General features: G+C 31.6%; 9 protein-coding genes and 1 tRNA gene. 3 read left to right on the forward strand and 7 right to left on the reverse strand.

What is annotated here, in order from left to right:
* Positions 1–8: 8 nt before the first annotated feature.
* Positions 9–461: a 6-pyruvoyl trahydropterin synthase family protein gene (locus ACFS5M_RS02910; protein WP_183485507.1), complete on the reverse strand. Its 453-nt coding sequence runs from the start codon at positions 459–461 to the stop codon at positions 9–11.
* A 298-nt stretch (positions 462–759) separates the two neighbouring features.
* Positions 760–2,094: an MATE family efflux transporter gene (locus tag ACFS5M_RS02915; RefSeq protein WP_183485510.1), complete on the reverse strand. Its 1,335-nt coding sequence runs from the start codon at positions 2,092–2,094 to the stop codon at positions 760–762.
* 82 nt (positions 2,095–2,176) lie between these two features.
* Here ACFS5M_RS02915 and ACFS5M_RS02920 point away from each other — a divergent pair, with 82 nt between their 5' ends.
* Together ACFS5M_RS02920 and ACFS5M_RS02925 are read left to right on the forward strand one after the other, a co-directional pair.
* A complete protein-coding gene (locus ACFS5M_RS02920) occupies positions 2,177–2,971 on the forward strand; it encodes a universal stress protein (protein WP_183485513.1) in 795 nt (264 codons plus the stop codon).
* A 5-nt stretch (positions 2,972–2,976) separates the two neighbouring features.
* Positions 2,977–3,050 (forward strand) — tRNA-Ala (locus tag ACFS5M_RS02925).
* Here the strand turns inward: ACFS5M_RS02925 and ACFS5M_RS02930 are convergent.
* From ACFS5M_RS02930 to ACFS5M_RS02950, 5 genes are all read right to left on the reverse strand, one after another.
* Positions 3,041–3,892, reverse strand: coding sequence for an alpha/beta hydrolase family protein (locus ACFS5M_RS02930; protein ID WP_183485516.1), 852 nt, complete (start codon positions 3,890–3,892; stop codon positions 3,041–3,043). The two genes, ACFS5M_RS02925 and ACFS5M_RS02930, sit on opposite strands and share 10 nt — an antisense overlap.
* On the reverse strand, positions 3,892–6,639 hold the full coding sequence (locus ACFS5M_RS02935) for a PD-(D/E)XK nuclease family protein (protein WP_183485519.1): 2,748 nt from the start codon (positions 6,637–6,639) through the stop codon (positions 3,892–3,894). The genes ACFS5M_RS02930 and ACFS5M_RS02935 overlap by 1 nt, the downstream gene beginning before the upstream one ends.
* A gap of 70 nt (positions 6,640–6,709) precedes the next feature.
* Entirely contained in the window at positions 6,710–8,095 is a 1,386-nt protein-coding gene (locus ACFS5M_RS02940) for an OmpA family protein (protein ID WP_183485521.1), read from the reverse strand.
* A gap of 123 nt (positions 8,096–8,218) precedes the next feature.
* The gene (kbl, locus tag ACFS5M_RS02945) at positions 8,219–9,412 is read right to left on the reverse strand and encodes a glycine C-acetyltransferase (protein WP_183485524.1); all 1,194 of its coding nucleotides are present in this window, start codon (positions 9,410–9,412) and stop codon (positions 8,219–8,221) included.
* A gap of 144 nt (positions 9,413–9,556) precedes the next feature.
* Positions 9,557–12,715: a UvrD-helicase domain-containing protein gene (locus ACFS5M_RS02950; RefSeq protein ID WP_183485527.1), complete on the reverse strand. Its 3,159-nt coding sequence runs from the start codon at positions 12,713–12,715 to the stop codon at positions 9,557–9,559.
* A gap of 121 nt (positions 12,716–12,836) precedes the next feature.
* Here ACFS5M_RS02950 and ACFS5M_RS02955 point away from each other — a divergent pair, with 121 nt between their 5' ends.
* A complete protein-coding gene (locus ACFS5M_RS02955; protein ID WP_183485530.1) occupies positions 12,837–13,445 on the forward strand; it encodes a superoxide dismutase in 609 nt (202 codons plus the stop codon).
* The last annotated feature ends 325 nt before the right edge of the window (positions 13,446–13,770 follow it).

The raw sequence follows: 13,770 nt of genomic DNA on the forward strand, positions 1-13,770 counted from the left end.
GTATTGGTTTATTCATTATCGCTAGCATACCATTCAGCATAAGAGGTTGCTGTTTCTTGAAGTTTAAGTGCGTAAAGTTTTATGTTTTCTGGTAAGCGTCTTTTTATTTTAGAGGCAAAATCAATAACCATCATTTCACTAGTAGGTTGGTAATTAACCAAAAGCACATTATGCTCTCTATCTTTTAGCTCTTTAGCTAATTCAACATGTGGTGTATTTTTGTTAAATACTGTGGCATGATCGAATACGTCAACAATTTCTTCTTTCACTATTTTTTTTAGATCACTAAAGTCTATAACCATTCCGAATTTCACATTAGAATTGTCAGCAATAGGTTGTCCGATTACAGTTACAGATAATTTGTAGCTATGTCCATGAACATTTTTACACTTACCATCATAGCCATAAAGGGCATGACCAGTTTCAAAAGAAAATTGTTTTGTAATTCTAATTTTACTCATTATCTGCGTTTGTTTCTATTTATGATATAAATAACGATTAAAGCCAATCCTAATATAAGAAACAGGCCATTTCCGCTTAAAAAACTAAGGACATCCATATTACTCTTTTTTAATTTTGTTTTTATTATATATAAAAATAAAATATGCAATGGCTACTAATATAACAAAAGGAAGCAAAGAACCAATGAACACGCCTATTTCATAAGAAGAATCTGGAGCGTTGTTAATTTTCTCATTAATATCAACATTCTGTAAAAAACAAAAAAGCGCCATTATATTAAATTATGTGCTCTCAAAGTTACGTCTTTTGAGAAAGCGGTAAAAATTCTTTTCTAAATTTTATGATTAATGGTAAACCTCTGGCAATGATCCATAGTGTTAGAGCAATAAAAATAGCGAATAATTTATAGTCTAGACGATCTAACCAAAATAGTACAGGAATAAAAACTAAAAACGTGGATAGTAAGAGTACATTCCTAAGGGTTTTCATTTTACCAAGACCTTTAAATATCCCATCAAAAATAAAGGCTAAAGCACATAGAGGTTGCATTAGTAAGACTACCCAGAACACATTATAAAATTCATTTAAAACCTCACGATCTTTGGTGAAAATTGTTCCTAAAGGATAGTACAGTAAAGCGCCTAATAAGGCAATGATAACACCTATAATAACTCCATATTTAATAAGCTTATTGCTTAAAGCTAAAAGTGTTTTATACTCTTTACCTCCCAATAATTTTCCAGATAAAATATTACCAGCACTTGCATAACCATCAATAATAAAGGCGCCAAGAAACCATAAGTTTATAGCAATAGTATATGCTGCAATATATTCTTTTCCATAGCTTGTTGAAAATGAGCTAGCAAAATATAAAGTCACATTTAAAGCTATTGTTCTTACAAAAAGGTTTAGAATCATTCCTATAAAACGTTTAATTTCATTATTAAACGGAAGACTAAAACGTAGAGGAATATTGGTTTTATTTAGTAAATAGTAGGCTGAGAACAGTGCCATTAAAAGTTGGGCTGCAACACTTGCATAAGCAGCGCCTTCAATATGCATTGCAGGAATATAGCCTTCAATTCCATAAACTAAGATAAAGTCTAAAACAATATTTGCCCCAGCACCTACACTAGCGATAATCATTGGATAAAATGTGTTTTGCAGTCCTCTAAAAGTGCCAAAAACAGCTATTGTAAATAGCGTAAAAGGAAACCCAAACACACGAATTCTATAATAATCTACACTTAAATCTAAAATTAAATCAGAGGCATTATAGAGTTTAAAAATACTTTGAGCAAAAGGATAAGTTCCTATGATAATTAAAATGCTTAAAGATGTGACTATAAAAATAGCTTGAGCTGGTAGGTTTTTTACTGCATTAATGTTATTAGCACCAACATATTGTGACACTATTGATGAGATAGCACTTCTGGTTTGCCCTAAAACCCAAATAAGCATAGAAATAAATGCGCCAACAATGCCTACAGCAGCTAAAGATTCGGTTGCATTAACACTAATATTACCCACTATAGCAGTATCTGTAATAGATAGAATAGGTTCTGATATTCCAGAAATTAAAGCAGGAATAGCTAGTTTATTAATATGTTTTAAGCTAATATTTGTGATCAATTATAGAATTTTGTTTTAGAGATTATAAAGGTCGTAACTTTTAGTATAAAATCAGTATTTTTGCTATCTAAATAAAGATATAATGAAGAATATTTTAGTTCCTATAGGTTCGTCTAAAAATGCGATAAACACTTTACAATATGCTATTCATTTTGCAGAAGTAGTTAATGCAAATGTTTTTGTATTTAGGGCGTTTAGCTTAGCCGCAAGAGCTGGCGCTATAATTAACGTAGATGAAATTGTAGCCAGAGAACAAATGGCAGCTGTAAAAGAAATTGTTGATCAAGTAGATAGGAAAAATATAGAAGTAAAGGTGATTTCTGCTAAAGGAAATGTTATAGATAGTATTGAAACTGTAGATAAAGAATTAGGTGTAGATTTAATTATAGTAGGCCCAAGACCAAATGATTTACAAGAGTCTTATTATTTAGGAAGAACTACAGGAAGTATAGTGAAACAAACTGAAATACCAGTATTAATAGTTCCTGATGGTTATAGTTTTAAGCCTATAAAAAAGATTTTAACGGCTATAAAATCAGGAGTAATTAGCCAAAAAAGTGCATTAAAACCCTTAGAAGACATTATAGAAATTTTTGAAGCAAAAATGCATTTATTACAAGTTAAAACACAAGACTTTTTGCCTGAAGACCTTGAGTTTTATAGTGAGTTAGCAGCAATAACCTCCTCTTACAATAGTTCTGAAAACGCCACCTTGTTTCAAGGTGTATTAGAGCATTTAAACAAACAAAATCCAGATATATTATGTGTTTTTAGACGTAAGCGTGGGTTTTTCAAGAAGCTTTTAGAGCAGAATATGATTAAAAAAGTAGAATTTGAAAGTCGTATTCCGCTTTTAGTTTTAAAAGGAGCTGAATAAAATCTGGGGCATTAGCTCAGTTGGCTAGAGCGTTTGGCTGGCAGCCAAGAGGCCAAGGGTTCGACTCCCTTATGCTCCACTATCTTTTATAAAACTAATGCTTTTTGTTACTACTTTTTGAAGTGCAGAAGGCATTTCTTTTTCTAGCCAAGGGTGTAATGCATTAAACACATGATTACTATCGCTAATTTTGAATAATTGACTATTTAAGTTCCAAGAATGTAGGTTTTTAGCTTCTACAAATAAAACTGAAGGATCGTTTTCAGCATGAATAATAAGATAAGGAATGTTAATTTTTTTAGTTGCTAGTTCAATATTTAAGCGTTTTTCATTGGCTTTAAAATCTTCATAAAACTGATAGTTGTGAGGCATTTGTTGCTTAGTTCTTCCGTTTAAAACATACTTTACACCATTTTTTTTCCACAATTCTAAGTCGCCTGTTGTAGAAGTGCGTTTACCAAAACTAGACACACTAGCCCAAGTAACGAGTTTGGTTATCCTAGAATCTTCAGATGCTTTTATGATAGAAATGCCTCCACCTCGAGAATGTCCGATTAGGGTGATATGATTAAAATCGATTTCATTTTTAAACGCATTATTTTCAGATAGAAGATGATTTAATATGTCATCAAGATCTTCAAGTTCTTTAGAATAATTGTTTTCTGCAAAGGTGTTCAAATCTGGAAAATCAATAGGGTTTTCTATTGTTCCACCATTATGAGAAAAGTTAAATTTCACAAAAAACAAATATGCTTCACAAAAGGCTTCAGCGATTAAGTCCCAACTTCCCCAATCTTTAAATCCTTTATAACCATGACAAAATATAACCAGTGGTTTTTGCTGACCATCAGTTTTAAAAAAGGCATCCCAAACAATGGGCTTTTTTGAATCTCTAGATAGAACCAAATTTTTATAAGTCATTAGAGCTCTTTTTCTACAAAATTAATTTCAGGGTTATAAATTTCTAGAATTAGTTTTTTGAGTTCAATTTCAAAATTTAAAAGTGTTTCTTCAGAAATAAGCACTTTTTTATTTTTACCTTCTTTTTCTGCAAACTTTAAAAACCCAGCATTTAAATTTTTAAATGAAATAATACCAGCTTCAATGGGAAGTGTTGTTTTATGTTCTTGATGCATCATATAAGCATACATAAGTACCTGGAAACTTTTACTATGTTTTTTATAATCTGTTAATAGGTCTTCCCAATTAGCAATTTCTACCTGGTTTTGAGATACTTTTCCTGTTTTATAATCTATAATTCTAGTGGTGCCATTATAGGAGTCTATGCGATCTACTTTTCCAGTTAATTTGATTGGAAAATCTATTTCGGGAATGGTTAAAAGTGCATCGTTTTTTTCCTCTAAAGCTATTATTTTTATTTTATTTCCTTCTTTTAAGTCATTAATTTCTAGATCAATAAAATTGAGAACAAATCGTTTTGCGATTTCAAAAATAATGAGGTTTTTACCTTTAGTAATATCACCTTCTTTATATTCATTTTTAAAATGATGCGAAACAGTTTTATTTATTTTAGGCTTTAAATTGTTAAGAGCATCAATAGTTAAAAATTGGCCAATAAAATCTAGATATAAATCTTCAAGGGTATTATGTACTACAGTACCAAGTGTATTAAAAGCGATACTTTCTTCTACATCTTCTTGTTCTTTAATCCCTAATACCTTCTGATAATAAAAGTCGATAGGATTACGAATATAATTACTTAAAGAAGAAGGCGAGAATCCTTTAACTCCTATTTTCTTTATTTCATTTAAGATTGCGTCTGTTTTTTTAATTTGGATTAATGCATTATTGAATACATTAACTTTAGGAGTCACTATTTTGTGCTTTATAGGATGAATTTGTTCTAATTCTAATTGTGTGATAAACCTGCTTTTTTCTCCACCAGTTAAAACATCAGCTTCAGTGTTATATAAAATATATACATTTTTAGCACGTTGGATTAATCTATAAAAATGATAGGTGTAAACAGCGTCCTTTTCTTTGTAGGTTGGCAGTCCATATTCTAATTTTAAATCAAAAGGAATAAAGGAGTTGTTTGTTTTTCCAGAAGGAAGAATGCCTTCATTAACAGAGGATATAATAACGGTTTCAAAATCTAACACTCGAGACTCTAACATACCCATCACTTGTAAGCCTTGTAAGGGTTCCCCTTGAAAGTCTAATGTTGCATTGCTTAATAATTCTTTGTAAACCGAATGTAGCGTCTTAATATCTTGAATATAATAATATTCAGTATTTAATCGCGTAAGTTCATTAAAGAGCTCGTTAAATCGGTATAAATATTCTAGCGAGAGTTTGTTTGATGCTTTGTTTTTATCTAATTCTGTTTTAATTGTTAGAATTAGCTGAGAGCAATTTTCAAGTAGGTTTTTGACATTATTTTGTTTCATAACAAACAAAGTGTCTATTATGTTTTCTGAAGCTCCAGAAAGCGCTTTTAAACGTTCTACAGTAAGATACACTATATTATTGGACAGAATAGTTGATGTAATTTTAGAAGCAACATCTACGTTATTATCATTAAAAAGAGGTCTGATAAATTGATGAGAAATAATTGCAATAACGTCTTTATAATAAAAGGTATTACTTGCTTTTTTGTGTAAGTTAAAAAGCTGGTCAAATAAGGAGGACAAAGGAATATACTGTAAAGGCAATCCCATTGTGATATTTAGTGCATCTATAGATTTTGGAAGCGCGTTTAAAGTTGGAGTTAATAAATTCTCATCAGCAAGAACAACAGCAGTTTGTTCTAGGTTATTTTTCTTTTCTTTAATCTCTTTGAGTAATGTTCCAATAAATTTTGCTTGCCCAATATTTTTTGGAATACCAAAAACTTCTATGTTTTTTTCTTTTTTATAATGGTTACTTTTCCAATTAAAGGCATTGTTTTTATAGTACTTCCAGTTTTTATGATGCTGCCTTGTAAATAAACCAGCATCATGATTTAGGTTATTAAAGAAGTTCTGATCAATATCCCAAAACACTTCTGCTAAATCATTTTGTAATAATTCCTGAATGATAATTCCTTCAGCTGAATTTAAAGCATTAAATCCTAGAAAAACATGCTGTGTTTTAGAATTATTTTGAATGTAAGACTCTAAATTTTCAACAGCTTCTCTATAAATCAATCCCTGATAACCCGTTTTAAGTTCTAAAAGTTGTTCGACAAATTGAGTGTAATAAAGATTAATTTTGTTCCAAAACAATAAATATCTTTTTACAAAATCTGTTTTATTTTCTTCTGTCGACCAGTGTTTTAAATCTTGAATAGCACTTAAATAGTTGAATATTTTTTCTTGAGGAATAAGATACCTATCTATTTCATTAAAGTCTTGGAGGAGTATTTGAGCCCATTTTGAAAACGAATCGAAGGGTTCTTGATTGTCTTTATCTGTAAGTTCTAGGTAAACGTTATAAAAAACAAATAGTAATTCAGTATTAGAGGTTTTTTTTAGCTGAGATAAATCTTCAACAAAAGTCTCAATACTAATTATTTTAGGAGCTAAAATCGTTTGGTCAACTATTTGAGATATTTGATGTTTTAAGAAAGTTCCTGCGCGTTTACTTGGTAGAACAAAGATAAGGCTTGAAAGGTCTTTGTTTCTATTTTGTAAATCTTTTAATACATCTAAAATGAAAGTTGTCATTATATAAAAATAAAAAACGCTTCGAATTATCGAAGCGTTTTTTTAAAATATTTAGATTGTTAAGTATTCCTTATTTTCTAAGTTTAACTTCAACACGTCTGTTATTTTTCTTACCAGCTCTTGTTTTGTTCGTATCAATTGGATACTCTTCACCAAAACCAGCAGCAGTTAATCTTTCAGCACCAATTCCGTTAGAGATTAAATAATCTCTTACAGCGTTTGCTCTTCTTTCAGATAAAATTTGATTAGAAGATTTAGCACCATCACTATCAGTATGACCTTCAAGTGTAAAGTTAGACTCTGGGTATTCTTTTAAGATTGCAGCGATTGCTTGTAATACTGGGTATGTCGCTTCTTTAAAACTTGCTTTACCAGAATCAAATAAGATTGTTCTAGCATAGTTGTTTAATGTAGCCATAACTTCAGCAGTAGGCTCTACAGCTTCAGGACAACCGTTATTAGCAACAGTACCAACTTCGTTAGGACATTGGTCATCTTTGTCTAATACACCATCACCATCAGCATCTGGCCAAGGGCAACCATTGTTAGCAGCAGGACCAGCTTCGTTAGGACAGTTATCATCGCCATCGGCAACACCATCGTTATCAGCATCTGGACAACCAGCTAAAGCTTTTAAACCTGCAACAGTTGGACAGTTATCATCGCCATCAGCAACACCGTCGCCATCGCTATCAGGACAACCATTAAACTCAGCTAAACCAGCTTCGTTAGGACAAGAATCTTTACTGTCTTCAATACCATCACCATCACTATCAGGACAACCCATAAAGGCTTCTAATCCCCATACGTCTGGACAAGCATCGTCTTTGTCATATATACCATCCTCATCAGTATCTTTTCCGCCAAACTTAACAGAAACACCAGCATAATGTTGGAAATGAGAAGTTAAATAGTCTTCGAAAGCATGCTTATAGTTAGTTTGTAGAGTTACACCTACATTTTCAGTAAACCAATAGTTGATTCCTAAAGCACCGTTAATTGTACCTGCACCAATTTCATCAATCCAAGTATATCCACCACCTACACCAATAAATGGCTCAAATGTTTTGCACTTTAATAGATCAGAAAAACTGTACTTTACAGTACCATCAATAGCATAATAAGTCATATCATCTACTCTTATACTAGGTTGATTTAATGCTTCTCCTACTTTACTAATTTTGTTAATAGATCCTGTTACACCAACCGTAAAGCTATTGCTTACGTATTTAGAAACAGTAAGTGAAGATAAAGAAGGAAGAATGTTCCAGTGATCTTCAGCGTTGAAGAATTCATCAAAATAATCGCCTTGTGGAGCGTCTTCTCCAACTGGATAGACATCAACTGCGTTTACCCCAAAACTAACTGCCCAAGGATTGTTTTCATCTTGTGCATAAGTGTTGCTAAAACCTAATACAAGCAACATAGCTAACAATAATCTGCTAAGATTTTTCATATTCAAAAATTTAATTTTTAAGTGTTAATTGTAAACAAAAGTAAGTTGTTAAATATTATTTACAAAGACAAATATAGAAAAATATTCAAAAAGTTAGTGAAAATCTATTACTTAGGTGCAAAATCAAATGATATCTAAAGTTTTTCCAACTTTAATGAAGCCAGCTATAGCCTTGTCTAAATGAGATTTTTCATGTGCTGCTGAGAGCTGTACTCTTATTCTTGCTTTTTCTCTTGGAACAACAGGAAAAAAGAAGCCAATAACATAAATTCCTTCGTCCAAAAGCATGTTTGCCATCGTTTGAGATAATTTTGCATCATACAACATCACAGGAACAATTGCAGAATCTCCATCTACAATATCAAAACCTGCATCTTTAACCCCTTTTTTAAAGTAATTGGTATTCCATTCTAATTTGTCTCTTAAAGAGGTGTCATTTTTAAGCATATCGAATACTTTAATGGAAGCACCAACTATTGCAGGTGCAAGCGAATTTGAAAATAAATAAGGTCTAGAGCGTTGACGCAAAATATCAACAATTTCTTTTTTAGCTGTTGTATAACCTCCCATAGCGCCTCCTAGGGCTTTTCCTAGGGTTCCTGTAATGATATCGATTCTTCCTAAAACGCCTTTTTCTTCTAAAGTTCCTCTTCCTGTTTCTCCTATAAATCCTGCTGCATGGCATTCATCAATCATAACCATAGCATCGTATTTATCTGCTAAATCACAAATTTCATCTAAAGGCGCAACAAGACCATCCATTGAGAATACACCATCGGTTACTATTATTTTATTACGTGCACCATTTTTGTTGGCTTCTATTAACTGTTGCTCTAAATCTGCCATATCATTATTTGCATAACGATAACGTGCTGCTTTACATAAACGTACGCCATCTATAATAGAGGCATGATTTAATGAATCTGAAATAATAGCGTCCTCTTTTCCTAACAACGGTTCAAAAACACCACCATTAGCATCAAAAGCTGCAGCATATAATATTGTGTCTTCGGTACCATAAAAATCGGCTATTTTTTGTTCGAGTTCTTTGTGAATATCTTGCGTTCCACAAATAAATCGCACAGATGACATTCCGAAACCATGTGTATCCATAGCATCTTTTGCTGCTTGAATCACGTCTGGATGAGCCGATAAACCTAAATAGTTATTGGCACAAAAGTTTAAAACCGTTTGCCCTGTATTTAAGGTAATTTCTGCACCTTGTGGTGAAGTAATTATGCGTTCTTCTTTGTAAAGTCCGTTATCTTTTATGTCTTGCAATTCTTGTTGAAGTTGTTGTTGAATCTTTCCGTACATTTTGATTTAGTTTTTTACAAATTTATAATGTTTTTTGCGTTAGTGGTAGAAACGGCATCCTTTTTTGTTTACAAAAAAGATATAGTGAATGACACGACGCTTTTAGCGCAAAGTTATAAAGCGCTAAAAGGGTAACGCCCTTATTTAAAACTGAACAATTTTTATATCATCATTAATATAGACTAGGATTTTTTTAATCACCTTGTAAGGCATTTCTTCAATGATATTTTGGTAATTGTCTAGTTGTAATTGATGGCTTTTAGCTTCATGGCCTGTTTTGTAATCTATTATAACGGCTTCTTTTTTAGAATTCACGACGAGTCTGTCTGGTCTGATTATAACCTTGCTTTTAGAGATAATATCGCGTTCATTATATATGGTATTTTCTGAAGTAAAGTACTGATTTAATTCATTATGCTCTACGATTTGCCTTACTGTTTTTTGCAAAACGACGGCTTGATGAGGGTTAATAATTGAATGGTCTAAAAAATGAGTAATGGCAAACGTAATATCGTCTTTGGTATTAATATGTGCCATGATATCGTGAATTAAGTTTCCCTTTTCAATCGCTTTTTCTTGTTCGGTATTCCATAAATAGCCAGAATTGGTCACAATTTTTATATTATGGCTTTCTTTTGATGTCGAAATAAATTCTTTCTGTTCAATACGTTCTGTTGTAGTGGGTTTTTCTTCTGACATTTTTGTTGAATTGCCATAGGTGTATGTTGTTTTGTGGTCACTCCATTTCTGCTTTTCTTTTAAATAATTGATAAAGAGACCTGCAAATGTTTTTGGGTTTTTTAATTCTTTATCTGAAACATTCTTTTTAGAAATGATATATAATTGTTCAATGGGTCTGGTTAATGTGACATACAATAAATTTATATTATCTAATTCTAATGCTGCTTCATGTTTGTTATACAGGCTTAGTCCTTGCTCGCCATAATTTTTAAAATTCTCTTTATTATAGTTTAACAGTGTATGTGAAAATCCATTATAATGTTCTGCTTCAAGCTCAAACCATTCTTTAGGATCAATTTCATTATATACTTTTAAATCTGCATAGGGAAAAATCACCACAGGAAACTCTAACCCTTTAGATTTATGAATCGTCATAATTTGAACGGCATTTTGACCTTGAGGAGATATGATACTTAAAGATTGTTTTTTATGTGCCGAGTGTTCTAAGAAACCAGAAAGGCTTGAACCTTGTTTTTGAGTGTATTCTAAAACAAAATCTAAATAAAATTGCACATAAGCATTTGAGGTTTTTACTAAATTAAAATGACGAACAATGGTTTCTGCTATTTCGTATAATGGTAATTGTAATAATTGATTTGGTGTTAAATAGATATGGTAGGTCTCTAAACTTTTAAAGGTTTGAAAAAGAGACTGTTTAAGATGATGGCTAAAAAACTGATGTTGGTCATTGACTTCAAATTTTTGAGCCAAATAACGAAGCGCGTTAATTTTGATTTCTTCATTTTCTGGCTGCACCAACAAATTTAAAAGCTGGTCTATAAATTGTACTTCAGGGCTATTAAAAACAAGCATGGTTTCTGAAGACATTATAGGAATAGAAGCTGCGTTTAAGTATTCAGCAATGGCAATACCATCCTTTCCCCTTCTTACTAAAACACAAATATCTTGATAATTAAAACCATTTGCTTTACAATTAGTTATGGTTTCTAATACCTTATGCGGAAAGATTTCATCTCTGTCTTCATCTTTAAGGTCTAAAAAATCTAATTGAATATAGCCTTCTTTTTCAATCGATGTTTCTTGATTTGAGCCATCTTTATATAAATCGGCATAATCTGTATGACTAAAAAAAGTTTGACTTAGGTAGTGAAAAAACGAATTATTAAAACAAATAATCTCTTGAAAGCTTCGGTAATTAGCAGGAAGGTTATCTACATGTTGTGGCACATTAGGAAAAGGAAACACTTTCTTAGAATATAAATCAATAAACTGTTCAGCTTCACCACCACGCCATCTGTAAATAGCCTGTTTCGCATCACCAACCAAGAGTGCAGAACCTTGAACTTGTTTCAGATTTTCACTAGACAAAGAATGATCTATAAGCGGAATTAAGTTTTCCCATTGTAATTTGGAGGTGTCTTGAAATTCATCAATAAAATAATGTTGAAACTTTTCGCCTAAACGTTCGTAAATAAAAGGTGTTGGCTGACCTTTTATCTCATTACTTATAATGGTATTAAATTCTGAAATAAGCATTTTATTCTGCTCTTGTTTAATACCATTAAGTTCTTTATAGATTGCGTTAAGAACAGACAAAGGCGTCACGTTTTTATAAAAAGAAATTAAAAATCGTGATTTAAAAATAAGATCTTTTGTCGTGTTGAAGGCTGCCATTAATTCTGATTGAATGGCATCTATAGTCGAAGCAATTTCTGAAGTGACCCGTTTTGGATAAAGCGATTCACTATTTAGTAAGGCGATTTGCCAATTTAGATCAAAATTAGCCGAAAAGTTTCTAGTCGTTAACTTTTGAAAGTACTTGGGTAAATAGCTGCTCGTAAAATCATTAAACTGTAAGCCACACTCCTCAATAAGTGTTAACACATTTTGGGCAGTTTCTACTATTTGCACTTCAATATTTTGTATATCCTTTTTTAATTGAGCTTTTAGGGTTTTAAAATCTTCAAGCGATTTGTCTTTTAGTTTTTCAATAGGCTCTAAATCATTTTCACTTACTAAAAGTTTTGCAATTTTATTAAAGTCATAAGCAATATCCCAACTTTTATCGTCATCTACTTTTTCAATGGCAAAATCGACTAATACCTTTGTGAGCTCTGTATTGGTTCCTGCTTTAGCTATTAGGCTATCAACCGCTTCTTGCAACAGTGAATCTTGATCGAGTTCAACTTCAAAATTTAAAGGCAATTTTAAATCATGAGCAAAGGTTCTTATAATTTTATGTGTAAAACCATCAATGGTAGAAACATCAAAAGCCGCATAATTATAAATAATACTATTTAGTATTTTTTTAGATTTATGATGAAGTGCCTTAGACTCTATTTGTAATTCTTCAGTAATGGCCTCAAACATACTATTCGGTTTTTTAAGGATTTCTTCTGAAGAAAATTGCGTTAAGGTTTCAATAATGCGTTCTTTCATTTCCCCAACAGCTTTATTTGTAAACGTAATAGCCAAAATGTGTTTAAACTGTTCTTGATTGTTAGATTGGAATAAAATTTTAAGATACTCTTTTACTAAAGTGAAGGTTTTCCCACTTCCAGCAGAGGCATTATAAATTGTAAAAGGATATTGGCTTTGCATGAATAAAATTTCATACAATATAAAAACTATCAATGATTTGATAACTATTTATTATTTTTAATTGAAGGCATTTATACGTAAATTTGAAAGAATTTAATATTAATACTAAAAAAGAAATACTATGGCTTTCGAATTACCGAAATTAAAATATGCTTATGATGCTTTAGAGCCTCATATTGATGCACGTACAATGGAGATACATCACACCAAACACCATAATGGATATACAACAAAATTAAATGCTGCTATTAATGGAACAGATTTAGAAGGGAAATCTATTGAAGCAATTCTTGATGGTTTAGACATGTCTAATAGTGCTGTTAGAAATAATGGAGGCGGTTTTTATAACCACTCATTATTTTGGGAGGTTATGAACCCTGAAGATAGAGGTTATCTTTCTGGTGAATTAAAAGATGCTATTGAAGCAGAATTTGGATCAAAAGATGCTTTTATTGAAGCGTTTAGTAAAGCAGCTGCAACACAATTTGGCTCAGGTTGGGCTTGGTTATGTGTGCACAAAGGTGGAAAGGTTGAAGTATGTTCAACTCCAAATCAAGACAACCCTTTAATGCCTGGAGTGACTTGTGGAGGCACACCAATATTAGGATTAGATGTTTGGGAACACGCTTACTATTTAAATTATCAAAATAGAAGACCAGATTATATTAGCGCATTTTTTAATGTGGTAAACTGGAATGAAGTAGAGCGTCGTTACGCAGAGGCTAAATAAATAAACGTTTATTCGAATAATGAAAAGCAAACCTATTAAGGTTTGCTTTTTTTGTTTTCTGAAGAAAGTAATAATAATAAAAGGTGAACAGAGTTCACCTTTTATCGTCCCAAATCTACCATAAACTTAACCTACTTATGTTATGGAGATATACAAATAACGGAAAACTATTCCGTTTATTTTAAAAATCCTTGAATTATTTATTAACTATTGGAAATGAAAAAAGGTGAACGAGAGTTCACCTTTTTTGCCCCAAATCTACCATAAACTTAACCTACTTATGTTATGGTTCTGCTAATATAAGTGAGCATTAATGAATTCTAGA

Source organism: Lacinutrix iliipiscaria, from assembly GCF_042686125.1.
GTDB lineage: Bacteria > Bacteroidota > Bacteroidia > Flavobacteriales > Flavobacteriaceae > Oceanihabitans > Oceanihabitans iliipiscarium.